This window comes from Streptomyces sp. NPDC058464, from assembly GCF_042721035.1.
Classification (GTDB): domain Bacteria; phylum Actinomycetota; class Actinomycetes; order Streptomycetales; family Streptomycetaceae; genus Streptomyces.
Genome location: NZ_JBHXMA010000036.1, coordinates 1 through 25852, shown reverse-complemented (window position 1 = coordinate 25852; position 25852 = coordinate 1). Strand labels below are relative to the sequence as shown.

Here is a 25852-nt window from a genome sequence, read left to right as displayed (position 1 = left end):
GCTTGCCTAAGCAAGCAACTTGTTCGCGGCCGCGGTGCGACTCCGGACATGCGCAGACCCTCGGGAGTCCGCCGGAGAACCGGCTCCCAACACCCGCTCCGACTAAGGTATTCCCAGCCCCGGAAGCGGCGAGTTTCCGCCCGCCGCCTCCCACCGTCTCCCACCACCGCCCGCCATCGCCCGTCAGACGAGGAGCGCCATGCCAGCCGCGAAGCCCGACCCGGTGATGCCTCGGCCCAGCCTCGTCGAGCGCGCCCCGGTCAGCTTCGGGCTCTTCGCGCTCTCCCGCGAGTTGCACGGCTACGGCGCCGAACTCCTCCTGAAGCTCGGCCTGCACCCCGGTCAGGAACTGATCCTGATGCGGCTCTTCGACCGGGACGGCCAGACCCAGGCCGAGCTGCAGCAGGCGGTCGGGCTCGACCACTCCACGGTCTCGCGGTCGATCCGCCGCATGGAGGACGCCGGCCTGGTCGCCCGGGCCCGCGCCGAGCACGACCGCCGGGCCTTCATCGTCTCGCTCACCGCCGACGGCGAGGCGCTCCGCGAGCCGCTCGCCGATCTCTGGCGCACGCTCGACCGCCTCGCCACCGAGACCCTGCACCGGCTGCGGGGCGCCGACTTCCTCAGCACGGTCGCGGAACTCGAACGCGCCTACGCCACCGCGCGCCGCGGCTGACCACCGGGGAGCCCCGCCACCCGGTCTCCACTGCGATGCGCACCACAAACGGGTCGTGGGCCGCCGTCCGGAGTCCGTGAAACACGCAGGTGACGCACCACCCATGCGCGAGGTTCATGGATCATCCGTGTCCCAGGCATTGGACGCATGCATGCCCGACGGCCGAGGCTTGCCGGCATCACCAGTTCCCCGGAAGCGACCCGGAGCGTCCCGGACGCGATCCTGGAAGCGATACGGAAACGGCAAGGAGCCGATCATGACGACCCAGTGGAATGCCGAAGAGGGGCGCATCGAGACCACCGACCGCGGTCGTGCCGTGCTCTCCCAGCCGCGTCTCAACCGGGGCACCGCCTTCACCTCGGAGGAACGCCGGTCGCTGGGCCTGGTGGGCCTGGTGCCGCCGGCGGTGCTGACCCTGGAGCAGCAGGCCGAGCGGGCATACCGGCAGTACGCGGCGCAGCCGACCGATCTGGCCAAGAACGTCAACCTCACCGGGCTGCACGACCGCAACCAGGTGCTCTTCTACCGCCTGCTCGGCGACCACCTCGACGAGATGCTGCCCATCGTCTACACCCCCACCGTCGGCAAGGCGATCCAGCACTACAGCAACGAGTACCGGCGCCCGGCCGGCGTGTACCTGTCGGTGCACGCCCCGGAGGAGATCGAGGGCGCGCTGACGGCCGCCGGCCTGGGCCCCGACGACGTCGACCTGATCGTCGCCACGGACGGCGAGGCGATCCTCGGCATCGGCGACTGGGGAGTCGGGGGCATCGACATCTCGGTGGGCAAGCTCGCCGTCTACACCGCCGCGGCGGGCATCGACCCGAACCGCACCCTGGCGGTGATGCTGGACGTCGGCACCAACCGGCAGGAACTCCTCGACAACCCGCTCTACCTCGGCAACCGGCACCCGCGCGTGGACCGGGAGACGTACGACGCCTTCATCGACGCCTACGTCACCACCGCCCGCCGGCTCTTCCCGAACGCCCTGCTGCACTGGGAGGACTTCGGTGCCGCCAACGCCCGCCGGATCCTGGAGCGTTACCGCCCGACCGAGTTCACCTTCAACGACGACGTCCAGGGCACCGGTGCCGTCAACCTCGCCGCCGTGCTCTCCGGGGTGAAGGCCAGCGGGACTCCGCTGCGCGACCACCGGGTGGTGATCTTCGGTGCGGGCACCGCCGGCATCGGCATCGCCGACCAGCTGCGGGACGCCATGGTCGCCGACGGGCTGAGCGCCGAGGAGGCCACCGCCCGCATCTTCGGCGTCGACCGCCACGGCCTGCTCACCGCGGACCAGGAGGACCTGCGCGACTTCCAGGTCCGTTACGCCCGCCCGGCCGCCGAGGTCGCCGACTGGCGGCGGGACGAGAAGGTCGGCGGCATCGCGCTGGCCGAGGTGGTCGGGCGGGTCCGGCCGACGGTCCTGATCGGCACCTCCGGCCAGGGCGGCTCCTTCACCGAGGAGATCGTCCGTACGATGGCCGCCCACACCGAGCGCCCCATCGTCCTGCCGATGTCCAACCCGACGGACCTGGCCGAGGCGGTCCCCGCCGACCTGCTGGCCTGGACCGACGGCCGCGCCCTGATCGCCACCGGCAGCCCGTTCCGCCCGGTCGAGCAGGACGGGGTCGTGTACCGGATCGGGCAGGCCAACAACGCGCTGGTCTTCCCCGGCCTCGGCCTCGGCGCGATCGTCGCCCGGGCCACCCGGGTCACCGACGGCATGCTGGTCGCGGCCGCGCACGCCGTCGCCGGCCAGACGGACACCGACGGCCCGGGCGCGCCGATCCTGCCCCTCACCGACCAGCTGCGCGAGACCTCGGTGGCGGTCGCGGTGGCGGTGGCCCGGGCCGCGGCCGCCGACGGGGTGGCCGGCACGACCGTCGACGACTCCGTGGAGAAGCGGGTCAGGGCCGCCATGTGGCAGCCGGTGTACCCGCCGATCAGGGCCGTCTGACCGGCCGGGACGTCATTCGGGTCCGAAGGTTCCCGAGTTCCCGGGGTGGCCGGCCGCACCCCGGGAGGCGCCCCGGAGTCGTCCATGCGCCCGGCGCCTCGATACGGCCCGTCCGATGCGGCACGAGAATGGGAGCATGGATCTCCAGGTACTCCGCTCCTTCCAGGCCGTGGCCGAGGGCATGACGGTCACGGAGGCCGCGGCCGCCGCCCACATCACCCAGCCTGCCCTGTCCCGGGCCCTGAACCGGCTGGAGAGCGAGGTCGGCGCGGAACTCCTCCAGCGGGTCGGCCGGGTGCTGCGACTCACCCCGGCGGGGCGGGTGTTCAAGGAGTACGTCGACACCGTGCTCGACAGTTACGACCGGGGGCGGCGGGCCGTGGCCGAGGTCGTCGACCCGGACGCGGGCGTGGTCTCGCTGGCCTTCCTGCACACCCTGGGCACCTGGCTGGTACCGAGGCTGGTCACCGGGTTCCGGCAGCGCTTCGCCGCCGTCCGGTTCGAACTGCACCAGGCCGACGAGAACGGCCTCGCCCAGCACCTCCTGGACGCCACCGCGGACCTGATCATCACCGGCCGGGACCCCGGCCATCCGCTGATCACCTGGCGCCGGCTGCTGGTCGAGCCCCTCTGGCTCGCCGTCCCGGCCCGCCACCGCCTCGCACAGCGCCGGCGCGTCCGGCTGGCCGAGGTCGCGGACGAGCAGTTCATCGTGCTCAAGCCCGGCTACGGCCTGCGCAGCGTCACCGAGACCCTGTGCCGCCAGGCCGGGTTCAGCCCCCTCGTCGGTTTCGAGGGCGAGGAGGTGGAGACCCTGCGCGGCCTGGTGGCGTCCGGTCTCGGTGTCTCCCTGATCCCGGCCGCGCCGGACACCGTCACGGATCCGGAGGCCAACCCGGACCTCCCCGTCCGCTACCTCGCACTCACCGACGTGCAGGCCGTCCGCGACATCGGCATCGCCCGGCCCGCCTCCCGCACCCTGCCCCCGGCCTCCCGCCGCTTCCTGGACCACGCCCTGAGCACCGCGGCCCGGCCCTGACGGAACACGGCCGCGAACGCCTCGTCGTCTTGGAACGTCGTGCCCGGAGGGTAGACGAGTCGAGCAATGTTGGTCAGAATCTCGACGCGGGCAAAAAAGATGCCCCACATTCCGGGGTCGGCCGTCAGGACGCCGACGCCAGTCCCTCGCCGCTCAGCGCTGCGAGCCCCCGCGTACGACGGGTACTCCCGTCACCCGCCACCGATGTCACATCCGCTTCGGGCTGACCCACCTCAGCGCCGGCAAGGGAGCTCACGACATGCAGGCCGCTTCTCCCCACCAGACAGCACACGCACCCCGGCAACTGCGCCGGGCGGTGACCTCCAGCTTCCTGGGCAGCGTCATCGAGTACTACGACTTCCTGCTGTACTCCACCGCCGCGGCGGTGGTCTTCCCGCACGTCTTCTTCTCCGACCTCAGTCCCACGGCCGCCACCCTCGCCAGCTTCACCACCTTCGCCACCGGCTACCTGGCCAGGCCGCTGGGCGGAATCGTCTTCGGGCACTTCGGGGACCGGCTCGGCCGCAAGCGGATGCTCGTGGTGACGATGTCCCTCATGGGTGTCGCCAGCTTCCTCATCGGCGCCCTGCCCACCTACGGCCAGGCCGGCACCCTGGCCCCGGTCTGCCTGCTGCTCCTGCGCATCGTCCAGGGCGTGGCGGTGGGCGGCGAGTGGGGCGGTGCCGTGCTCCTGTCCGCCGAGCACGCGACCGGCCGGCGCGGGCTGTGGGCGAGCTTCACCAACGCCGGGGCCCCCTTCGGCATGGCGGTCTCCACGGTGGCCATGTCGGTGACGTCCGCCGCGGTCGGCGAGGACGCCTTCCTCTCCTGGGGCTGGCGCATCCCCTTCCTGCTCAGCGTGGTGCTGCTGGCGATCGGCCTGTTCATCCGGGTGCGGGTCACTGAGACACCGGTGTTCGCCCGGGCGGAGCGGGAGCAGAAGACGCTGGCGTCGGCGCCGCGCCGGTCCCTGCCCCTGTGGGACGTGCTGCGCCATCACCCCCGGGTGCTGCTGCTGGGCATCGGGGTCGGCCTGTCCGCGTTCGTCTTCCAGGGCACGGTGACCACGTTCCTCATCTCCTACGCGGTGCAGGGCGGCTTCCCCCGGCAGACGGTGCTCAACAGCCTCGCGGTGTCCTCCACGCTGGCGGTGGCCGGCATCATCGGCTGGTCGGCGCTCTCCGACCGGCGGGGCCGGCGGCCGGTGGTCATGGCGGGCGCGGTGGCCGTGGGCGCCTACGCCTTCGCGCTGTTCCCGCTGGTCGACACCGGCAGCACCGGGCTGCTCGTGCTGGCGCTGGTGCTCGGGCAGTCGCTGGTCCACCCGATGATGTACGGCCCGCTCGCCGCGCTGTACACGGAGCTGTTCTCCACCCGGAGCCGCTACACCGGCGCTTCCCTCGGGTACCAGATCGCGGGGCTGGGGGCCGGCTTCGCCCCGCTGCTCTTCACCGAGGTGCAGGCCGACGCCGGTTCCGGGGCCATGCTGCTCATCTCCGCGATCATCGCCGGGTTCTGCCTGCTGACGGTGGTGTGCCTGGCCCTGCTCGGCGAGACCAGCCGCACCGATCTCACCACCGGCACCGGCGCGGACGCCCCGGCCCGCCTGCCCGTCGACGGCCGGCCGGAGACCGCCCAGGCGTCATGACCCGTGCGCGGCGGCTTCCGCGACGGGGTGCGGCCCCAGGGCGGCCCCGTCGGCGGCGGCCTCGGAGACGGCCTCGGAGACGGCCTCCGCGGCGGAGTAGGCGGAGGTGAAGGTGAACGCGCGCGCCGACGGCCCGTGCGTGCGCAGCTCCGCGAGCCGTTCCAGGGCCTCGCCGGTGGTCGGGAGATGACCGGCGGGGACCCACCAGAGCACCAGATGCGCCTCGGCGGGCCGCTGGAACCAGTCGCGCCGCCGCCGCATCACGTCGAGGTGCTCACTGCGGTAGGTGAAGCCCCACAGCGCCTCCTGCGTCTCCCACACCGTGAGGTTGACGATGACGTCCTCCCCCGCCGGGCGCAGGGCGGTGGCGTCGTCCGACCCCTCCTCGACGAGCCGCCACACGAAGCCGGGCGCGTCGTCGGCGGCGGCGTTGACCGTGTCGAGCATCTCGACGAACGGCGCCATGCGCGGGTCGTCCAGGGGGAAACGGAGCGTGGCGACGTTCAGCTGGGCGAGGTGGGCGTCGTACCCGGATGCGGTCATGGCCTCATACCAGCACGCACACCCTTCTATGTCAATCGTCGTTGTTTTTAGAAGACTCCAACACCACGCAGCACTCACCCGGCCGGGCGTCCATGCGGGCCCGGACGGGACCGTCGGCGCCGAGCAGTCCCTCCAGCAGCGCGAGGTTCATGCCGCAGACGAGCGGCGGGAAGCGTTCGGCGACGGCATGGAAGGGGCAGTTGCGCATACGGACGACGGGCGCGGCGGCTCCGGTCTCCCCGTCGTCGGCGTCGGTGCCGTCCCCGGCGTCCTCCAGGTGCGGTTCGTAACCGCGGGCCGCGACCATCTCCATGGCCTCGTCGAGGCTGCCGCAGGGCGCCGCCGAGCCGCGCAGGGTCTCGCCGCGGCGGCGCGCGGCCGCACAGAGCCCGGCGTCCAGCCCGGCCTGCTCGGCGGCCTCGGCGAGCAGTTCGGCGGCGGTGCGGTAGTCGCGGGCGGGCAGGGACACGATCCGCTCGTCCCGCGCCCGCGTGTACACCTTGGCGGGCCGGCCCGCCCCCGGCCCCGAGCGCCCGGTCAGGCGGCGGCTGCCGGTGTCGAGCAGTCCGGCCTCGGCCAGCCGGTCCAGGTGGTGCGCGGCGAGCGTGCGCGCCACCCCGGTCGCCTCGGCGGCCTCGTTGCGGCCGACCTCGCGGCCCTGCGCCGCCACGTACTCGTACAGCCTGCGGCGCACCGGATCGTGCAACGCCGCGATCGCGTCGATGTCGTTCACCCGCCCATTCTAGGAACAACACAGGTTGGAGATAGAAGGCCCGGTCCGCCGCCGTGGCCGCCGTGGCGGACGGTGCCGCCGTGGCGGACGGTGCTGCCGGGACCCGCTCGCCCCACGGGAAAATGACGGCCCCGATGACGGGAATTTGATGGATTCGAGGGCTTCACCAAATCCCCTCGCGAACCTAGCGTTGCGAGCACGCGAACGGCCTGGCCGTTGGCCGTGGGAGGCCGGTCGGCGTTCGCCACGGCCGCGCGCCGACGGTTTCCCGAACGGAGAGGGCGATGACGCCCGTGGACTTGCTGATCGGCGGTCGGTGGCAGCCGGCCCGGGAGCCGGGCAGACCCGAGAGGTCACGTCCCGGTTCGGCGGTCCCGCGATTCGACGACGGGCACGGTCGCGCTCGCCGGAGCCGCGGTGCGGCGCCGTACCGCGGCAGGGGCGGCCCGTTCCTCCCCGATGTCCCTCTCCCCCGCCGCCCGACGGCCGCGGTCGCCGACCCCCACTGGAACCACCGAAAGGCCACGGCATGACCACCCCACAGCTGAACCGGATCGCCGGCGCGCCCATCTCCTGGGGCGTGTGCGAAGTGCCCGGCTGGGGCTACCAGTTGACGCCCGAGCGGGTGCTGAAGGAGATGCGCGAGGTCGGCCTGGCCGCCACCGAGTTCGGCCCCGACGGCTTCCTGCCCGCCGCCCCCGACGCGATGGCCCGCGTCCTCGCCGACCACGACCTGCACGCCGTCGGCGGCTTCACCCCCCTGCTCCTGCACGTCCCCGGCCACGACCCGCTGCCCGAGGCGGAACAGCTCCTGGCGAACTACGCCGCCTCCGACGCGGAAGTCCTCGTCCTGTCCGCCATCACCGGCCAGGACGGCTACGACTCCCGCCCCGAACTCGACGCAGACGGCTGGAAACTGCTCCTGTCCAACCTCGACCGGCTCACCGCGCTGGCCGCCGAACGCGGGGTACGGGCCGTCCTGCACCCGCACGTCGGCACGATGATCGAGAACGGCGACGAGGTCCGCCGCGTCCTGGAGCACTCCTCGATCTCCCTCTGCCTCGACACCGGCCACCTGCTCATCGGCGGCACCGACCCCGCCGAACTGACCCGCCAGGCACCCGAGCGGATCGCCCACACCCACATGAAGGACGTGGACGCCTCCCTCGCCGCCAAGGTCCAGTCCGGCCGCCTCACCTACACCGACGCCGTCCGCGCGGGCATGTACCGTCCGCTGGGCGCGGGCGACGTCGACGTCGAGGCGATCGTCACCCACCTCGCCGCCCGCGGCTACGACGGCTGGTACGTCCTGGAGCAGGACACCATCCTCACCGCGGAACCCAAGGAGAAGGGCCCGGTCGAGGACGTGTGGGCCAGCGCCGAACACCTCCGCTCGGTTCTGCGAGGCGTCGCGTAGCCGCCTGCCGTGTACGGACGTGGTCCGCGGAGCGCCGACCGCGGAGCGCGGACCGCGGAGCGCGGACCGGCCGGCGTGGGTGGGGCTCCGGTGGGGCGCCGGTGAGCCGTGCTCCGGCCGGTGCGGGAGAGCCGTGTGCCGGCCGGCACCGGTGAGCCGTGTGCCGGCCGGCGGCCGACCCAAGAAGGTGAGCGGCCCCGTGCCGGTCAGGCGCCGGCTTCCAGTTGGGCGAGTTCGGCCTCCAGGTCGGCCATCGCCTCGCCGCCGGCCATCAGGTCGGTGATCTCCTCGCGGGTGCGTTCGCCCTTGCGGAAGTCGTCGGCCTTCCGGCCGCGGATGAGGACGGCGAAGTGGTCGCCGACCATCATGGCGTGGCGGACGTTGTGGGTGACGAGGATGACCGCGACGCCCTTGGCGCGGGCCTGCATGACGATCCGCAGGACGTGGGCGGCTTCCTTGACGCCGAGGGCGGCGGTGGGCTCGTCGAGGATGAGGACGTTGGCGCCGAAGTAGACGGCGCGGGCGATGGCGAGGGCCTGGCGTTCGCCGCCGGAGAGGCTGCCGACCAGGCGGTTGCCGTCGGTGACCCGGGTGATGCCGAGCGACTGCATCTCGCGGACCGCGATCTCACCGGCCAGTTTCTTGTCGAAGAGCCTGAACGGTCCGAAGCCCTTCGTGGGTTCGGCTCCCACGAAGAAGCACCGGCCGACGCCCATCAGCGGGAAGGTCCCGCCGAACTGGTGGACGGTGGCGATGCCCCGGGCACTGGCGTCGCGCGGGCTGTCGAACTCCACCGGCTCGCCGTCGACCTCGATGGTGCCGGAGGTGGGCTTGTGGAAACCGGACATGATCTTGATGAGGGTGGACTTGCCGGCGCCGTTGTCGCCGAGCAGGCACAGCACCTGTCCGGCGTGCACCTCCAGGGAGATGTCCTGCAGCGCGTCGGTGCCGAGGAACGACTTGCCGATGCCGTCCAGGCGCAGCACGGGTGCGGTCATGGTCAGGCCTTCCTCGCGGTGCGGGGCTTGTAGGACAGGGCGAGCCGGCGGAACGTGTTGTTCATCAGGACCGCGGCGAGGATGAGGATGCCGAGGATCAGGCTGGCCCAGTCGGAGTTCCAGCCGGTGTAGTAGATGCCCTGGTTGACGATGGCGAAGGTGAGCGTGCCCAGGACGACGCCGACCACGGAGCCGTAGCCGCCGGTGAGCAGCACACCGCCGACGACCACGGCGATGATGGAGTTGAAGACGAAGGACTGGCCGTTGGCGACCTGCGCGCCGTTGTAGAGGATCGTCTGGATCACGCCGACCAGGGCGGCCCCGAAGCCGCTGGCCATGTAGAGGGCGATCTTCACCCTGTTCACGGGGATGCCGGTGGCGCGGGCGCTCTCCGCGTCACCGCCGATCGCGAAGATCCAGTTGCCGTACTTCATGAGCTGCAGCACCACGGCCACCAGGACCGCGATGCCCAGCCACCAGAAGATCGCGACCTCGAACTGGCCGGCGACCAGCTGGCCGAAGACCGCTTTGGAGAACGGGTCGGGGTTGAGCGGGACGCTGGTGGTGCCGGTCGTGACGCGGGACAGGCCGAGGGTGAGACCGGCCAGGCCGGAGAGCGTGGCCAGGGTGATGACCAGCGAGGGGACGTTGGTGCGGGTGACGAGGAAGCCGTTGAGCAGGCCGGTCAGCAGCCCGAGCCCGAGGGCGCACAGGATGCCGACGATCATGGGGGCGCCCCAGTGGCCGGAGACGATGGCCAGGGTCATCGAGCTGCCGGCGAGCACCGATCCCACGGACACGTCGAGCTCACCGGCGATCATCAGCAGGCCGACCGGGATGGCGATGATGCCGAGCTCGGAGGCGATGTTCAGCCAGCTGGCCGCGCCCGCCGGGGCGAGGAACTTCTCGCCTCCGAAGATCGCGAAGAAGACGAACACCCCGAGCGTTCCGATGAGCGCACCGACCTCGGGACGGTGCCGCAACTGCGCCAGCGGGCTCTCGGACTGCTTCGTTGGTGCGACGGCGGCCTCTTTCTCGGCCGTCGTGTCGGGAAGTGAGGTTGTCATCGGCTCGGGGTCACCTTCATGGCTCGGACGGGGTGTGCGGTGCGTGGTGCGCGGTGAGCGGTTTTCGCTGGGCGGTGCGCCGTGTGGCGGTGCGCGGTGCGCCGTGTGGGGGAAAGGAGTGCCGGGTCCTGAGGGGAGGCGGGCCCGGCACCCGCGGGTGGATCAGCGGACGCCGGCCTTGGTGCCGGAGAGCGCCGCGTCGACGTTGTCCTTGGTGACCAGGAGCGGGCCGGTCAGCAGCGGGTTCTGCGGCGGGAGCACGCCGTAGGACAGGTACTGGTCGGCGATGGACACCGCGTAGAAGCCCTGCAGGTAGGGCTGCTGGTCGATGGCGAACAGCTGCTTGCCGGCCTTGATCCGGTCGAGCTGGCTCTGCGAGAGGTCGAAGGTGCCCAGCCGGACCTTGCCGGCGGCCTTGGCCTGGTCGATCGCCGAGGCGGCGCTGTCCGCGTCCTGGACGCCGATCGTCACCAGGGCGTCGACGCTGCTGTCCTTGAGCAGCGCGCCCTTGATCGCCTGGGTGACGGCGGAGGGGTTGCCGAAGTTGGAGGACGGCAGGGGCAGTTGCTTCGATTTGGCGCCCTTGCTCTTGGCGCCGTCCGCGATGCCCTTGCAGCGCGCCTCCGAATTGGCCGCGCCGGGAACGGTGTTCACGCACAGGATGTTCTTGGCGCCGGCCTCGGCGAACTTCACTCCACCCGCCTTGCCGGCCTGGTAGTCGTCCGAGCCGATGTACTTGATGCCGCCGGTCCGGTCGGCGGCCTCGACACCGCCCGAGTTGTAGACGAACACCTTGACGCCCTTGGCCACGGCCTGCTTGATCGCCGCGTCCTGGCTGTCGGGCACCCAGTCCGGCACCAGGATGGCCGAGGGATTCTGGGAGAGCGCGGTCTGGGTCAGCTTGGCCGCGTCCGGGCCGAGGTTGTCGTAGTTCTGCGGGCCCAGGAAGGTCACCGTGCCGCCGTTCGCCTTCACCAGCTTCGCCGCGTCCTCGCCGCCGCGCTTGATGGTGGACCAGAACGGGTCGTCGGCCTTGCCGCCGATGACGACGATGGAGACCTTGCCGCCGGTCGTCGTACCGGCTGTCGATCCGCTGCCGGCCGTCGCCGTCGCCTGACCCGTGTCGTCGCCGGTGGCCTTGCCGCTGGCACACCCGGTCAACGTGGCCGCCGCCATGGCGAGCAGGCTCACCAGGGTCGGGCCGCTTCTGGCGAGGCGACGGCCGGAGGGCCGCCGGGTCTGGGTGCGTTCCATGTGCTGTGGTGCTCCTTCTGGTGATGCCGGGCGGGGGCGTGAGGGGTACCAGGCATGTCTCGGGGTGTGGTGGTGCGGCGGCGGGGGCGCGTGTTCGCTCGGGCCGGCCCGGAGGCGTCGGGATCAGCGGAACGGCTCGTCCCGGGGTGTCCCGGAAGTGATCACGGCGACGCCGGAGTTGCGGGGTGGTTGGGTGGTTATTCCGCGATCTCTTAAATCGCTTTAAGCGGTGGCCAGAGCATGCTTGTGTTTCGGAAACGTGTCAAGGGTCCTCTCACGAATGCACGCGGTGCCGTGACCCGCCGACAAAAAGCTGCAACAGCCACGTGTTTTCGCCGGGGCGGCGGACGCGGGGAGGCCGCAACCGCCGACCCCCTCCGGCGCCGTGACCCGCCCGCCGCAACCGCCGACCAGGGAACCGGCGGCACGGCGCCGTCGACACCCGCGGGAACGGCGGAGCCGAGATCGCCCGCCCGACCTCCCGTCGTTTGCGGTAACACCCTTGACACGGAGCCGTGACGCCACTGAGAGTACGAGCACCAAGAACGCGCGAGACGGAAGATCTAAAGCGTTCTAAACCGATCATTTAAAGCGCTCTAACTCGCGAATCAAGGACCAGGCCGGATCTCGGGTGGTCGAGATCGCGCACCCGAGTCGTTCAGCACCCGAGCCCGTCCGGGCCCGAGACGGCCCCGCCCGGGGCCGGAGGGCCCGCACCCGAGCCCCGGTCCCGCGGCTCACCCCCCGGGTGTCCGCGCCGACGGGCGAAGAGCGTTTCCGGTCGGTTCCATTCCCCCCTGACCCACGGCACAGCGACGCGCCGGAGAGGAAGCATGATGAGTACGAGGCCGATCGGTGTGGCGGTCATCGGCGCCGGGATGGCGGGCCGGGCCCACCTCAACGGGTACCGGCAGGCCGCGACGCTGTACGGTGCCGGGCTGCCCGAGGTGCGCCTGGTCGCCGTCGCCGACGCGCACGAGCCGTTCGCACAGGACGCGGCCCGCCGTTACGGTTACGAGCGGGCCGTCACCGACTGGCGGGCGATCGCCGAGGCCGACGACATCGACGCGGTCAGTGTCGTGGTCGCCAACCACCTGCACCGCGAGATCGTCGAGGCCCTGCTGGCGGCCGGCAAGCACGTGCTGTGCGAGAAGCCGCTCGCCCCGTCCGTGGCCGACGCCCAGGCCATGGTGGACGCGGCCGAGGGCACCGGCCTGGTCGCGGCCACCGGCTTCACCTTCCGCCGCTCCCCCGCGATCAACGCCGTACGGGAGCAGGTGCTGGCGGGCTCGCTGGGGCCGGTCCAGCACTTCAACGGGCACTACTGGTGCGACTACGGGCACAACCCCGACGCCCCCATCAGCTGGCGCTACCGGGGGCCGCTCGGCTCGGGCGCGCTGTCGGACATCGGCAGCCACCTCATCGACCTCGGCGAGTACTTCTGCGGCCCGGTGCAGAGCGTGCAGGGCGCCGTGCTCTCCACCCAGGTGCCCGACCGCCCCGTGCCGCTGGGCACCGCGGTGGGGCACTCGGCCGACGTCGAGGTGAGCGGGGAACGGGCCCGGGTCGAGAACGACGACATCGCCACGTTCACCGCGACGTTCGGCTCCGGCGCCGTCGGCACCTTCTCGGTGTCGCGCATCGCCCGGGGCCTGGCCAACTCCCTGGGCTTCGAGGTGTTCGCGAAGGGCGGCGCGGCGGCCTTCGAGCTGTCGCGTCCGGCGGAGTTCACCATCGCCGACCAGGTCACCGCCGACCCGCTGGACGGCTACCGGCGGGTGGTGGTCGGCCCCGGCCACCCCTATATCGCCGGCGGCCTGCCGATGGACTTCCCCAGTGTCGGGCACGGCCAGCACGAGTTCTTCGTCTGGCAGGCCCGCGCCTTCCTGGAGCAGATCGCCGGCCTTGACCGGCTGCCGCCCTGCCCCACCCTCGCCGACGGGCTGCACAACCTGCGCGTGATCGACGCGATCGTCGCCTCCGCCGACGCCGGCGGCAAGGCGGTCACCGTCCAGTGACCCGGCCCGGCCCGCACCGCACCACCGCCACCCCCCGGAAGGACTGAGGAGAGACACGCCATGAAGCTGGGCCTCTACAACGCGATCCTGCACGACCGGCCACTGCCCGAGGCGATCAAGGTCGTCGCCGAACTCGGCCTGACCGGCATCGAGCTCAACACCGGCGGCTTCCTCCCCGCCGTACACGTGCCGACCTTCGACGACATCCTGGTCAGCGACACCGCCCGGGACGACTTCCTCGGCCTCTTCGAGGGCACCGGCGTCACCGTCGCCGGCCTCAACGCCAACGGCAACCCGCTGCACCCGAACGCCGCCATCGGCGAGAAGCACGCCGAGGACATCCGGCGCTCCATCCGGCTGGCCGAACGGCTCGGCCAGCACCGCCTGGTGACCATGTCCGGCCTGCCCGGCGGCGAACCGGGCGCCACCCGCCCCAACTGGATCGTCAACGCCTGGAACTCCGCGGCCCTGGACGTCCTGGACCACCAGTGGAAGATCGCCGCGGACTTCTGGCGCGAGACCGACCGCCTCGCCCGCGACCACGACGTCAAGGTCGCCCTCGAACTGCACCCGCAGAACGTCGTCTTCAACTCCGCGGACATCCACAAGCTCATCGACCTCACCGGCGCCACCCACGTGGGCGTCGAGCTGGATGCCTCGCACCTGTTCTGGCAGCAGATGGACCCGGTCGCGGTCGTCCGCCACCTCGGCGAACTCGTCTTCCACGCCGCCGCCAAGGACGTCCGCATCAACCCCGAGCACGCCGCCCTCAACGGCGTCCTCGACAACAGCTTCCGCCGCCTCTCGCCCGACGAGCCGCGCACCAACCTCGGCGGCGACGAGTGGGCCAACGAGTGGCCCAAGGACTCCGCCTGGGACTTCGTCGCGCTCGGCAAGGGCCACGACGTCGCCTACTGGACCGAGTTCCTGCGCGCCCTGCACGAGGTCGACCCGGACATGCTGGTCAACATCGAGCACGAGGACACCGAACTCGGCCCCGTCGAGGGCGTCGCCGTCGCCGCCGAGGTCCTCAAGGCCGCGGACGCGGCGCTCCGGGAGTCCCTGCGGCCGTGACCTCCCCGGGCCCCGGCCGCCCCCGGCACCGGCCGCCCCGGCCGTGACCGCCGGGGCCCGGCGCCCTCTCTCGCCCCCGTCGGAACGGGGAGTGGCTCCGGCGGTCCCGCACCGCCGGAGCCGATGACCTGACGCCAAGAAGCAGGAGACCACCATGAGGATCGCCCTCGACCCGTACATGATCCGTGACGTGCCACTACTCGAACTCCCATCCGTGGTGGCCGAGTTGGGCTACGAGTGGATCGAGCTCTCGCCCCGGGAGGACTTCATCCCCTTCTTCCGCCACCCCCGCGTCGACGACGCCACCGTGCGGAAGTTCCGCAAGTCGCTGGACTCGGCGGGCGTCGGTGTCTCCTCCCTGCTCCCGCTGTTCCGCTGGGCAGGTCCGGACGAGGACGCCCGCCAGGCCGCCGTACGGTACTGGAAGCGCGCCATCCAGATCTGCGCGGACCTCGGCGTCGACAGCATGATCTCCGAGTTCAACGGCCGCCCCGAGGAACCGGACCGCAGCGAGGCCCAGTTCTGGAGGACGCTGGACGAACTGCTCCCGCTCTTCGAGCGCGAGGGCATCAGGCTCACCCTGGAGCCCCACCCGGACGACTTCATCGAGAACGGCCACGACGCGGTCAACCTGATCCGGGGCATCAACCACCCCAACGTCACCTTCCTCTACTGCGCCCCGCACACCTTCCACATCGGCGACGACGCCCCCGGCATCATCGGGCACGCGGGCGACCTCCTCACCCACGTGCACCTCGCCGACGCCCTCGACCACACCGCGTCCTCCGGCAACCGCTACATCCTCAACCCGCCCGGCACCGCGGCCCGCGTCCACCAGCACCTGAACATGGGCGAGGGCGAGGTCGACTTCGACGAGCTCTTCCGCGAGCTGCGCGCGAACGGCTTCGACGGCACCCTCACCGCCTGCGTGTTCGCCTGGGAGGAGAAGGCGAGGGAGTCCTCCCTCTTCATGCGGGAGCGGATCGGCGAGTACGTGGCCGCCTGGGCGTGACGCGTCACACCCTCAACATCATCACGACATCCTATTGACATGACATTTGTGAGGGCGGCATCGTACTCTCGCAGAGGACGCTGCTAAAGCGCTCTAAAACCACCGCGGGGCGAAGGGAACCAGTGTGAAGCCGTACGACGTGCTGACCATGGGCCGGGTCGGAGTGGACGTGTATCCGCTCCAGACGGGCGTGGGGCTGGCGGAGGTCACCTCGTTCGGCAAGTACCTGGGCGGCAGCCCGACCAACGTCGCGGTCGCGGCGGCCCGGTACGGCCGCCGCGCCTCGGTGATCACCAAGACCGGCCGGGACCCCTTCGGCGACTTCGTCCGCACGGCGCTCGACGGCTATGGCGTGGACAGCCGCTTCGTGGGGACGTCGGAGATCGCGCCGACACCGGTGACGTTCTGCGAGATCTTCCCCCCGGACGACTTCCCGCTCTACTTCTACCGCCTGCCCAAGGCCCCCGACCTGGACATCCGGCCCGACGAGCTGGACCTGGACGCGGTCCGCGAGGCGGCCGTGTTCTGGATCACCGGGACCGGGCTGAGCGAGGAGCCGAGCCGCTCGGCGACCCTGACCGCCCTGGAGCACCGGGCCAAGGCGGGCACGACGGTGTTCGACCTGGACTGGCGGCCGATGTTCTGGACCGATCCGGCCGAGGCGCGGTCGTGCTACCGGGAGGCCCTGCGGCACACCACCGTCGCGGTCGGCAACATCGACGAGTGCGAGGTCGCCACCGGCGAACGCGACCCGCTCGCCGCGGCCGAGGCGCTGCTGGCGGCCGGGGTGGAACTGGCCGTCGTCAAGCAGGGCCCCAAGGGCGTCCTGGCCATGGACCGGGACGGCTCGGTCGCCGAGATCCCGCCGGTGCCCGTGGACGTGGTCAACGGGCTCGGGGCCGGTGACGCCTTCGGCGGGGCCCTGTGCCACGGCCTGCTCGCCGGCTGGGACACCGCGCGCACGGTGGCCTTCGCCAACGCGGCCGGCGCCCTGGTGGCGGGCCGCCTGTCCTGCTCCGACGCCATGCCGACCGAGGCCGAGGTCGAGGCGAAGCTGCGCGGGACGACCGATGCCTTCGAGCGAGAGGTGTGACGACGTGCTGTCCGACAACGTGAGCCGGATCGTGGCCGCCCGGGTGCACGATCCCGGCGCCGTGGCCGCCGCGGCGGCCCGCCGGGTGAAGGCGACCTCGCTGCTCGGCGAGCACGGCAAGGCGATGATCATCGCCGCCGACCACCCCGCCCGCGGTGCCAACGGCGTCGGCGCGGACCCCCTTGCCATGGCGGACCGCTTCGAACTCCTCGACCGCCTCTGCACCGCCCTGGAGCGCCCCGGCGTGACCGGGGTCCTCGGCACCGCCGACATCCTGGAGGACCTGCTCCTGCTCGGCGTCCTCGACGGCAAGAGCGTCTTCGGCTCCATGAACCGGGCGGGGCTGGCGGGCTCGGTCTTCGAGATCGACGACCGCTTCACCGGGTACGACGCCGAGACGATCGCCGCGATGGGCTTCGACGGCGGCAAGATGCTCACCCGTATCGCCCTCTCCGACCCCGCCACCCCGTCGGTCCTGCAGGACACCGCCCGCGCGGTCGACGAACTCAGCGACCGCGAACTCATCGCCATGGTCGAGCCGTTCGTCTCCGAGTGGCGGGACGGCAGGATCCGCAACGACCTCACCACCGACGCCGTGATCAAGTCGGTCACCATCGCGTCGGGTCTCGGCCGCCGCAGCGCCTACACCTGGCTGAAGCTGCCGGTGGTCCAGGACATGGAGCGCGTCCTCGCCGCCTCCACCCTGCCCGCGCTGCTGCTGGGCGGCGAGGTCACCGACCCCGCGGCCGCCTTCGCCTCCTGGGGCCGGGCCCTCAAACAGCCGACCGCGCAGGGCCTGGTCGTCGGCCGCTCCCTGCTCTACCCGGCGGGCGGCGACGTCGCCGGCGCCGTCGACAAGGCGGTGAGCCTGCTGTGAGCGAGACGGGCAAGTACCACCTCCCGGCCGGTACTTCGGCCGACGGCCCCTACGACGTCCGGGTCACGCCCGAGTCGGCGGGCTGGGGATACTCCGGCCTCAGGATCCTGACCCTGCGGCCGGGCGAGACGCACGCCCTGTCCACCGGGGACTCCGAGTTCCTGGTGCTGCCGCTGACGGGCTCGTGCACCGTCACCACGGACGGCAGCACCTTCGAACTCGCCGGCCGGACGGGCGTGTTCGCTTCGGTCACCGACTTCGCCTACCTCCCGCGCGAGTCGGCGGCCGTGATCGGCAGCGCGGCGGGAGGACGGTTCGCGCTGCCCTCCGCCCGCACCGGACGAGGCGGCCTGCCCGCCCGGTACGGGCGCAAGGAGGACGTGCCCGTCGAACTGCGCGGCGCCGGGGCCTGCTCCCGCCAGGTCAACAACTACTGCCTGCCCGGCACCTTCGACGCCGAGCAGCTCCTGGTGTGCGAGGTCCTCACCCCCGGCGGCAACTGGTCCTCCTACCCGCCGCACAAGCACGACGAGGCCCGGCCCGGCGAGGAGTCGGAGCTGGAGGAGATCTACTACTTCGAGGTCTGCGGCGACGGGAACGGCTTCGGCTACCAGCGGGTCTACGGCACGGCCGAGCGGCCGATCGACGTGCTCGCCGAGGTCCGCTCCGGCGACACCGTGCTGATCCCGCACGGCTGGCACGGCCCCTCGATCGCCGCGCCCGGCTACGACCTCTACTACCTCAACGTCATGGCCGGACCCGGCCAGGACCGCGCCTGGCTGATCTGCGACGACCCCGCCCACGGCTGGGTCCGCGCCACCTGGGACACCCAGGACGTGGACGACCGGCTGCCCTTCGGAGAGAACCGATGAAGACCGTACGACTGACCACCGCGCAGGCCCTGGTCCGCTTCCTGGCCGCCCAGTACAGCGAGCGCGACGGCCAGGAACAGCGCCTGATCCCCGGTGTGTGGGGCATCTTCGGGCACGGCAACGTCGCCGGCATCGGCCAGGCGCTGCTGCAGGCCGCGACCACCGGCGAGGCCGACCTGCCGTACTACCTGGCGCGCAACGAGCAGGGCATGGTGCACGCCTCCGTCGCCTACGCGAAGATGCGCGACCGGCTGGCCGCGTTCGCCTGCACGGCGTCGACCGGTCCGGGCTCCACGAACATGATCACGGGTGCGGCCCTGGCCACCACCAACCGCCTGCCCGTCCTCCTGCTGCCCTCCGACATGTTCGCCACCCGCGCCGCCGACCCCGTCCTGCAGCAGCTGGAGGACACCCGCGGCGGCGACGTCACCGTCAACGACGCCTTCCGTGCCGTCTCCAAGTACTTCGACCGCGTCTCCCGCCCCGAGCAGCTGATCCCGGCCGCGCTGGCGGCGATGCGGGTGCTGACCGACCCGGTCGAGACGGGTGCGGTGACGCTGGCGCTGCCGCAGGACGTGCAGGCCGAGGCGTACGACTGGCCGGTCGAGTTCTTCCGGCGGCGGGTGTGGCACGTGGGCCGCCCGGTCCCGGAACCCGCCGCCGTCGAGCGCGCCGCCCGCCTGCTGCGGGGCGCGAAGAGGCCGCTGATCGTGGCCGGCGGCGGCGCGGTCTACTCCGGTGCGGAGACCGCACTGCGTGCCTTCGCCGAGGCCACCGGCATCCCGGTCGCCGACACCCACGCCGGCAAGGGCGCGGTGGCGTGGGACCACCCGTACGCGGTGGGCGGGATCGGCTCGACGGGCTCGTACGCGGCCAACGAGCTGGCGAAGGACGCGGACGTGGTGCTCGGCATCGGCACCCGCTACTCCGACTTCACCACCGCCAGCCACACCGTCTTCGGCAACCCGGACGTCGCCTTCGTCAACCTCAACGTGGCCCGCCTCGACGCCGTCAAGCACTCGGCGGAGCCGCTGGTGGCCGACGCCCGCCTGGGCATCCAGGCCCTCGCCGGAGCCCTCGACGGCTGGGAGGTCGCCGAGTCCTACCGCCGCCGCACCCGGGAACTCGTCGCCCGCACCCGGGAGATCGAGGACGCGTGCTTCCACGTCGGGCACGGCCCGCTGCCCGCCCAGACCGAGATCCTCGGCGCGCTCAACGAGGTCCTGGACGACCGTGCCGTGGTCATCAACGCGGCCGGCTCGATGCCGGGTGACCTCCAGCAGCTGTGGCGGGCCCGCGACCCGAAGGCCTACCACGTGGAGTACGCGTACTCCTGCATGGGCTACGAGGTCGCCGCCGGCGTCGGCGCCAAGATGGCCGACCCGAGCCGCGAGGTGGTCGTACTCGTCGGTGACGGCTCCTACCTGATGATGGCCCAGGAGATCGTCACCATGGTCTCCGAGGGCCTCAAGGTCGTCATCGTCCTCGTCCAGAACCACGGCTTCGCGTCGATCGGTTCGCTGTCGGAGTCGCTCGGCTCGCAGCGCTTCGGCACCAAGTACCGCTACCGCAACGGCGATTCGGGCCGACTGGACGGCGACGTCCTCCCCGTCGACCTGGCCGCCAACGCGTCCTCGCTCGGCGCGGACGTCCTGCACGCCGCCTCCGTCGAGGAGTTCCGCTCCGCGATGGCGAAGGCGAAGGCCGCCACCCGCACCACCGTCGTGCACGTCGAGACCGACCTGTACGGCCCCAACCCGCCCGGCCACGCCTGGTGGGACGTCCCCGTCAGCCAGACCTCCGCCCTCGACTCCACCCGCACGGCGTACGAGACCTACGCCGCCCGCAAGCAGGCCCAGCGCCACTACCTGTAAGGACGTGCCCTCCGTGACCACCATCCCGCACTGGATCAACGGCTCGCCCGCCCATGGCGCCGCCACCGCCACCCAGCCGGTGTTCAACCCGGCCACCGGCGCGGAGCAGGCCCGGGTCGTCCTCGGCGGCGCCGCCGAGGTCGACGCCGCCGTGCAGGCCGCGGCCGCCGCCTTCGAGACCTGGCAGGACTCCTCGCTGTCCCAGCGCGTCCAGGTCATGTTCGCCTTCCGCCAGCTGCTCGTCGAGCACGAGGAGGAACTCGGCCGGATCATCTCCGCCGAGCACGGCAAGACCGTCGACGACGCCCGCGGCGAGATCACCCGCGGCCGCGAGGTCGTCGAGTACGTCTGCGGCCTCGGCGACGTCCTCAAGGGCTCCTTCTCCGACCAGGTCTCCCGCGGCATCGACGTCCACAACTTCCGCCAGCCGCTCGGTGTCGTCGCCGGCATCACCCCGTTCAACTTCCCGGCGATGGTCCCCCTGTGGATGCACCCGGTCGCGATCGCCACCGGCAACACGTTCATCCTCAAGCCGTCCGAACGCGACCCCTCCGCCGCCAACTTCGTCGCCGACCTGTACAAGAAGGCCGGGCTGCCCGACGGCGTCTTCAACGTCGTGCACGGCGGCAAGGAAGCCGTCGACGCGATCCTCACCCACCCCGGTATCGAGGCCGTCTCCTTCGTCGGCTCCACCCCCATCGCCAAGTACGTCCACGAACAGGCCACTTCGCACGGCAAGCGGGTACAGGCCCTCGGCGGCGCGAAGAACCACGCCGTCGTCCTCCCCGACGCCGACCTGGAGTTCGCCGCCGACCACATCACCGCCGGCGCCTACGGCTCCGCGGGCGAACGCTGCATGGCCGTGTCGGTGGCCGTCGCCGTCGGCGACGCCGCCGACTCCCTCGTCGAAATCCTCACCCGCAAGGCAGGCGAGGTGAAGGTCGGCCCCGGCAACCAGCCCGGCACCGACATGGGCCCCCTGGTCACCAAGGCGGCCCAGGAGCGGGTGGAGAACGCGGTCGGCACCGCGGCCGCGCAGGGCGCCACCGTCGTCGTCGACGGCCGCGGCCTGAAGGTCGACGGCCACGAGGACGGCTTCTTCACCGGCCCCTCCCTCCTCGACCACGTCACCACCGAGATGACGGCCTACCAGGAGGAACTCTTCGGCCCGGTCCTCGCCGTCGTCCGCGTCGACACCCTCGACCAGGCCATCGACGTGATCAACGCCAACCCCTACGGCAACGGCACCGCCCTCTTCACCGGCTCCGGCGAGGCCGCCCGCCGCTTCCAGCGCCGCATCAAGGTCGGCATGATCGGCATCAACGTCCCCGTGCCGGTCCCCATGTCGTACTACTCCTTCGGCGGCTGGAAGGACTCCCTCATCGGCGACTCCCCCATCCACGGCCCCGAAGGCGTCCGCTTCTACACCCGCCCCAAGGTCGTCACCACCCGCTGGCCCCAGCCCAAGCAGCAGGTCACCGCCGGCTTCACCTTCCCCACCTCCAGCTGACCGGACCGAGGGATCCTCGCCGCTTCCATGGCCGGCGGCGTCGCCGCGGGTCCGGCGCCGGGCAAGGCCATCGAACGGTCCGGCACCCGTGCGGTCCCCTCCTGCGCGGCGGCATCTCCCTGCTCTGCCTGACGGCGACCCGCTGGCCGATCCGCGCCACGGGCCGCGCCGGGACAGGGGTGCCGTCCCGGCGCGGCGTTCACCGGGATGCAACGGTCAGCCGTTGACGGGGGCGACCTCGACGTAGTCGAAGTCGGGCGCCCAGGAGGAGGAGTTGGAGAACTTCAGCGTGTTGGTGCCGGCGCTGAGACCGACGGTGATCGGCAGTGTCCAGTAGTCGTTCCAGCTGTAGGTGTTGCGGAACGTCAGCGTGGTGGCGGTACCGCCGTTGACCGACAACTGGGCGGTGCGGGACTCGACGTTGGTGTTGTAGCTGTCCGAACCCGCCCGGTCGTTCTGCGCGTAGTGGACGACGACCGTGTAGCGCCCGGCTGCGGCCGCGCTCACGCTCCCGAAGGTGAGCGTGTTGGCGCTGCTGCCGCCGACGTAGCCGACGTTCTTGCCGCCCGAGGCCCAGCTGTCGGACTGCGCCTTGGCCGCCCCGGCCAGAGTAGCGTTCTCCGCCTCGTACTTGGTGACGCCGGTGGTGTCACCGGCACCGTCCACCTTCAGATCGCGGAGGGTGAGTGTGGTGCCGCTGTTCGGGGCGACGGCGATCCGGTTGATGCCCGCCGTCAGGTACAGCCTGCTGCCGGAGGTGGTGGCCGAGCCGCCGGACGAGCCGTAGGTGGCGACGGTGGTGCCGTTCAGGGCGAGGGCGGTGCTGCCGCCGGCCGAGGAGTAGTCCGTCTTGACGGTGTAGTAGCCGTCGGTGGGCGCGTAGGCGTCGAAGGTGGCCTTGTCCCCGGAGACCATGACCAGCCGGCCGGTACCGGTCTCGCCGACGTCGCTGTACGAGTACGCCGGGCTGCCGCCGACGTCGGCGAGCGTGGCCTCGTACACCGTCTCCGGTGTGCTCGGTACGGCGGTCAGGTCGATCTTGTCCAGGGTGACCTGCCCGGCCGAGGTGCCGAGCGTCGAGTCGGCCACGGCGAGCGAGACGGTGTGGCTGCCGGCGCTCAGGGTGACCGGGACGGTGACGTGGGAGCGGTACTGCCAGTTCAGCGTGGAGGGGTAGGCCACGAACTGCGGGTTGGCGCCGTCGATCCGCAGCACCTGCTGGGACGGGGAGCCGTTCTCGTTGCCGTAGAAGATCCGCAGGTTGTAGGTGCCGGCGGAGGGGACGCTCACCGTGAAGACGACCTTGCTGTCGCTGTTGACCAGGTAGCCGACGTCCTTGGTGCCGGAGGTGGCGTACAGCTGGGCGGTGGCGTAGCTGTCACCGGTGGCCTGGGTGACGACGGTGCCGTCGGTGACGGCCGCGTTCTCGGCCTCGTAGGAGGAGTACGACGGGACGCCGGGCGCGGTGGCGGTGCCGCCGCCGTTCGGGGTGACCGTGATCCGGTACGCGGACATGGAGTTCAGGCCGGTCAGCGGCACCGTGATGGAGCCGCCGGAGGGCGTGTAGGCGGCGCGGGACACGGTCTGCGGTGGCGCGGAGGCGCCTTCGTAGCCGCTCCAGTCCAGGGCCTGCACGGTGACCTCGACCTTGCTCCCGAAGGTGGCGCTAGGGATGTTGTTGATCACCACGTTGGTGTCGGTGGCGGAGCCGCCCACGATCACCTGGGCCTGCTTGCGGCCGGTGTCGAGGGATGCGATGCCCTGCAGCGTGTCCTGGACGTTCAGCTGCGGCGGTGTGGTCTTCACCGTCTGCCCGGTCATCCCGGCGTACCAGTGCCAGAACCACCAGGACCCGTTGGGGACGTTGGTGTGCACGGTGTTGCCGGACATGTTGCCGGCGATGTCCCAGTACGGCTGCTGGGCGTAGACCTTGGTGTCCTCGAACATCGAGGCCCACTGGATCATCTGCCCGGGCACCGACAGGTCGCGCCGGTTGGCGTACTCGTCGATGTTGATCGGGATGGCGCTGATACCGCGGGCCGTCTCCAGCGCGCGGTACGCGGTGTAGTGGGAGCGGTAGTCGGCCAGCGAGCTCGGGCCCAGCTCGTGCCAGGTGAACACGTCGGGGAGCTGGCCGTTGGCCTTGGCGTAGGTGAGGAAGTCACCGAAGAACTTGCTGTTGAAGTTGGCGGTGTTGGGTCCGGCTATCTTCGCGGCCGGGTAGTCGGCCTTGATGCGTGCGTAGACCGTGCTCCAGTCGGACTCGAAGTTGCTGAGCGCCGAGGCGTAGGTACTGGAGGTGGAACTCCCCAGCCCAGTGTACCAGTTGCCGTCCGGTTCGTTGAACGGGACGAAGACCACGTCGGCCGCGTACGAGGTCGCCTTCACCGCGTTCACGGCGGTGTCGACCTGGGTGAGGTAGTCGTCGATGCCGTTGTTCTGGTACGGCCAGTCCGAGTACTCGTCCTGGATGTTGGTGTACATCGTCCCGCCGCCGTTGCGGAAGAACGAGGGGGCGACCTGGAGGATGTCGCCGCCCGGGTGCTGGGCGCCGTTCGGGGGCTTCTGCGAGCCGGTGGTCAGCTTCAGGGGCGCCAGCAGGTTGTCACCGGGGACTCCGTCGTCGCTCTGGCCGTAGAGCGCGCCGTTCGAGCCGCGCAGGACGGCGCCGGTGGTGGTGCCGAGGTCCACGGTGAAGGTCTGGGAGGCCGCCGCGGCCGGCGGCGGTACGGCGAGACCGGCGCCGACGAGCGCGGCGGCGGCCAGCAGGGTCGCGGACAGGCGCGATCTCGTACGACGGCGGGACGGCGGGGCCGCCTGCGGTGTGCGGGTACGGAAGGACATGGGTACCTGGCTTTCCCCTCCCGCCACGCTGCGGGAGGACGAGGTCGGGGCCGGAACCGAGCAGTGTGAGCGCCCACATCCCCCGCGAATGGAGCAGTGTGCCGTAGGCGACGCCGGTGTGTCAGCGGCCGGGTGCCGGGCCGGTGCTCTCCCGGACGATCAGCTCGGGCTCCCGCCACGGGGGCGGCGGCGGGGCGTTCTCCGGGTCGAGCAGCCGGTGCAGCATCCCGAAGGCGCCACGGCCGAGCCCCTCGAAGTCCAGCCGCACGGTGGTGAGGGCAGGGTGGGTGTAGGCCGCGTACGGCGCGTCGTCGAAGCCGGCCACGCTCAGGTCGCCCGGCACGTCCCGGCCGGCCTCGCGCGCCGCGCGCAGCACGCCGAGCGCCAGTTCGTCGTTGCCGCACAGCACGGCGGTCACCTGCGGGTCGGCGACCAGGGCGCGGGCGGCCAGATACCCGGATCGCGGGCTCCAGCCGCCTTCCAGCAGCTCGGGGACCGGACGCCCGGCGTCGGCGAGTGCCTCCCGCCAGCCCTCCGCCCGCTGGCCGACCCTGGTGGTGGACGAGGGGATCGCCACGTGGTGGACGGTGCGATGGCCCAGGCCGAGCAGATACCGGGTGGCCTGGGCCGCCGCGGCGCGGTCGTCCAGCCAGGCCTCGGGCCGGTCGCGGGCGTGCCCGTCCCGGGGCCGTTCCACGACCGCGGCCGCCGGGAACTCCGCGGGCAGCGCGTGCCAGGCGCGCTCCCCCGGCGCGTTGAAGGCGATGACGAGCACCGGCTCACCCGGCCTGGCGAGCCGGCTCGCCACGTCCTCCGGCGTCAGCGGCGCCCGTTCGTCCAGGACGCTGATCGCCACCGCGAACTCGGCCGCCCGCGCGGCCTCCTCGATGCCGCGCAGCGCCAGGGACGCCCCGTACAGGGTGGTGTCCGAGGTGAGGACGGTCACCGAGCGCACCAGCCCGCCGGCCAGTGCGCGGGCGAGCCGGTTGGGCTTGTAGCCCAGCTCGTCGATGACCTCCAGCACCCGGTCCCGGGTGGCCTTCCGCACCTTGGGGCTGTCGTTGACCACACGGGAGACGGTCTGGTGGGAGACCCCGGCCGCCCTGGCCACGTCGAAGATGCTGACCGAGCGGTGCCGGTCGGCACCGTGCCCGGGGGGTTCCGCGCCGTGCGGGGCAGGGGCGGGCTGCTGCATGCTGGGGGCTCCTGGCGGACGGTGGGACGAGTTCCTGCAGGCGTGTCGTGTTAGCGCTAACACTATCGGGTGCGGTACCTGAGGGCGATGGGGCGGACGAGGTTACACCGGAACGGCGCCGGCGCGGGACCCGGCGGGAGCAGGCCAC

At 71.8% G+C, this 25852-nt stretch carries 20 protein-coding genes; 13 read left to right on the top strand and 7 right to left on the bottom strand.

Annotated features, from left to right (window positions below):
• Window positions 1-199 precede the first annotated feature (199 nt).
• The 4 genes from ACFWPQ_RS37410 (at window position 200) to ACFWPQ_RS37395 (ending at window position 5323) form a co-directional block, all read left to right on the top strand.
• Window positions 200-676, top strand: a complete 477-nt coding sequence (locus ACFWPQ_RS37410; RefSeq protein WP_384045093.1) for a MarR family winged helix-turn-helix transcriptional regulator — start codon at window positions 200-202, stop codon at window positions 674-676.
• 256 nt (window positions 677-932) lie between these two features.
• Entirely contained in the window at window positions 933-2636 is a 1704-nt protein-coding gene (locus ACFWPQ_RS37405; RefSeq protein ID WP_384045090.1) for an NAD-dependent malic enzyme, read from the top strand.
• A 136-nt stretch (window positions 2637-2772) separates the two neighbouring features.
• Complete coding sequence (locus ACFWPQ_RS37400; protein ID WP_384045088.1) at window positions 2773-3675, top strand: LysR family transcriptional regulator; 903 nt, start codon at window positions 2773-2775, stop codon at window positions 3673-3675.
• Between the two features lie 259 nt (window positions 3676-3934).
• Window positions 3935-5323 carry an MFS transporter gene (locus ACFWPQ_RS37395; protein WP_384045085.1) on the top strand — a complete coding sequence of 463 codons (1389 nt, stop codon included), beginning with the start codon at window positions 3935-3937 and terminating at the stop codon, window positions 5321-5323.
• Here the strand turns inward: ACFWPQ_RS37395 and ACFWPQ_RS37390 are convergent.
• Together ACFWPQ_RS37390 and ACFWPQ_RS37385 are read right to left on the bottom strand one after the other, a co-directional pair.
• The gene (locus ACFWPQ_RS37390) at window positions 5318-5866 is read right to left on the bottom strand and encodes a DUF3291 domain-containing protein (RefSeq protein ID WP_384045083.1); all 549 of its coding nucleotides are present in this window, start codon (window positions 5864-5866) and stop codon (window positions 5318-5320) included. The two genes, ACFWPQ_RS37395 and ACFWPQ_RS37390, sit on opposite strands and share 6 nt — an antisense overlap.
• Window positions 5867-5897: 31 nt before the next feature.
• Window positions 5898-6599, bottom strand: a complete 702-nt coding sequence (locus tag ACFWPQ_RS37385) for a helix-turn-helix transcriptional regulator (RefSeq protein ID WP_384045081.1) — start codon at window positions 6597-6599, stop codon at window positions 5898-5900.
• Between the two features lie 529 nt (window positions 6600-7128).
• Here ACFWPQ_RS37385 and ACFWPQ_RS37380 point away from each other — a divergent pair.
• A complete protein-coding gene (locus ACFWPQ_RS37380) occupies window positions 7129-8016 on the top strand; it encodes a sugar phosphate isomerase/epimerase family protein (RefSeq protein ID WP_384045078.1) in 888 nt (295 codons plus the stop codon).
• Between the two features lie 206 nt (window positions 8017-8222).
• Here the strand turns inward: ACFWPQ_RS37380 and ACFWPQ_RS37375 are convergent, their stop codons facing one another.
• From ACFWPQ_RS37375 to ACFWPQ_RS37365, 3 genes are all read right to left on the bottom strand, one after another.
• Entirely contained in the window at window positions 8223-9014 is a 792-nt protein-coding gene (locus tag ACFWPQ_RS37375; RefSeq protein WP_384045075.1) for an ATP-binding cassette domain-containing protein, read from the bottom strand.
• Between the two features lie 2 nt (window positions 9015-9016).
• Window positions 9017-10081 (bottom strand): ABC transporter permease, encoded by a 1065-nt coding sequence (locus ACFWPQ_RS37370; protein WP_384045072.1) that lies wholly within the window; start codon window positions 10079-10081, stop codon window positions 9017-9019.
• A 162-nt stretch (window positions 10082-10243) separates the two neighbouring features.
• Window positions 10244-11335 (bottom strand): sugar ABC transporter substrate-binding protein, encoded by a 1092-nt coding sequence (locus ACFWPQ_RS37365; protein ID WP_384045069.1) that lies wholly within the window; start codon window positions 11333-11335, stop codon window positions 10244-10246.
• Window positions 11336-12171: 836 nt separating this feature from the next.
• Between ACFWPQ_RS37365 and ACFWPQ_RS37360 the strand changes: the two genes are divergently transcribed.
• The 8 genes from ACFWPQ_RS37360 (at window position 12172) to ACFWPQ_RS37325 (ending at window position 21665) form a co-directional block, all read left to right on the top strand.
• Window positions 12172-13353, top strand: a complete 1182-nt coding sequence (locus ACFWPQ_RS37360; protein ID WP_384045066.1) for a Gfo/Idh/MocA family protein — start codon at window positions 12172-12174, stop codon at window positions 13351-13353.
• 60 nt (window positions 13354-13413) lie between these two features.
• Complete coding sequence (locus ACFWPQ_RS37355) at window positions 13414-14427, top strand: sugar phosphate isomerase/epimerase family protein (protein ID WP_384045063.1); 1014 nt, start codon at window positions 13414-13416, stop codon at window positions 14425-14427.
• Window positions 14428-14581: 154 nt separating this feature from the next.
• Window positions 14582-15439 (top strand): sugar phosphate isomerase/epimerase family protein, encoded by an 858-nt coding sequence (locus ACFWPQ_RS37350; protein WP_384045060.1) that lies wholly within the window; start codon window positions 14582-14584, stop codon window positions 15437-15439.
• A 148-nt stretch (window positions 15440-15587) separates the two neighbouring features.
• The gene (gene iolC, locus ACFWPQ_RS37345; RefSeq protein WP_384045267.1) at window positions 15588-16532 is read left to right on the top strand and encodes a 5-dehydro-2-deoxygluconokinase; all 945 of its coding nucleotides are present in this window, start codon (window positions 15588-15590) and stop codon (window positions 16530-16532) included.
• 4 nt (window positions 16533-16536) lie between these two features.
• On the top strand, window positions 16537-17409 hold the full coding sequence (locus tag ACFWPQ_RS37340) for an aldolase (protein ID WP_384045057.1): 873 nt from the start codon (window positions 16537-16539) through the stop codon (window positions 17407-17409).
• The gene (gene iolB / locus ACFWPQ_RS37335; RefSeq protein ID WP_384045055.1) at window positions 17406-18281 is read left to right on the top strand and encodes a 5-deoxy-glucuronate isomerase; all 876 of its coding nucleotides are present in this window, start codon (window positions 17406-17408) and stop codon (window positions 18279-18281) included. The genes ACFWPQ_RS37340 and iolB overlap by 4 nt, the downstream gene beginning before the upstream one ends.
• Entirely contained in the window at window positions 18278-20155 is a 1878-nt protein-coding gene (gene iolD, locus ACFWPQ_RS37330; RefSeq protein WP_384045052.1) for a 3D-(3,5/4)-trihydroxycyclohexane-1,2-dione acylhydrolase (decyclizing), read from the top strand. The genes iolB and iolD overlap by 4 nt, the downstream gene beginning before the upstream one ends.
• 13 nt (window positions 20156-20168) lie before the next feature.
• On the top strand, window positions 20169-21665 hold the full coding sequence (locus tag ACFWPQ_RS37325) for a CoA-acylating methylmalonate-semialdehyde dehydrogenase (RefSeq protein ID WP_384045049.1): 1497 nt from the start codon (window positions 20169-20171) through the stop codon (window positions 21663-21665).
• A 216-nt stretch (window positions 21666-21881) separates the two neighbouring features.
• Here the strand turns inward: ACFWPQ_RS37325 and ACFWPQ_RS37320 are convergent, their stop codons facing one another.
• Together ACFWPQ_RS37320 and ACFWPQ_RS37315 are read right to left on the bottom strand one after the other, a co-directional pair.
• Window positions 21882-24509 (bottom strand): carbohydrate-binding protein, encoded by a 2628-nt coding sequence (locus ACFWPQ_RS37320; protein ID WP_384045046.1) that lies wholly within the window; start codon window positions 24507-24509, stop codon window positions 21882-21884.
• A 121-nt stretch (window positions 24510-24630) separates the two neighbouring features.
• Entirely contained in the window at window positions 24631-25704 is a 1074-nt protein-coding gene (locus ACFWPQ_RS37315; protein WP_384045043.1) for a LacI family DNA-binding transcriptional regulator, read from the bottom strand.
• Window positions 25705-25852: the final 148 nt, after the last annotated feature.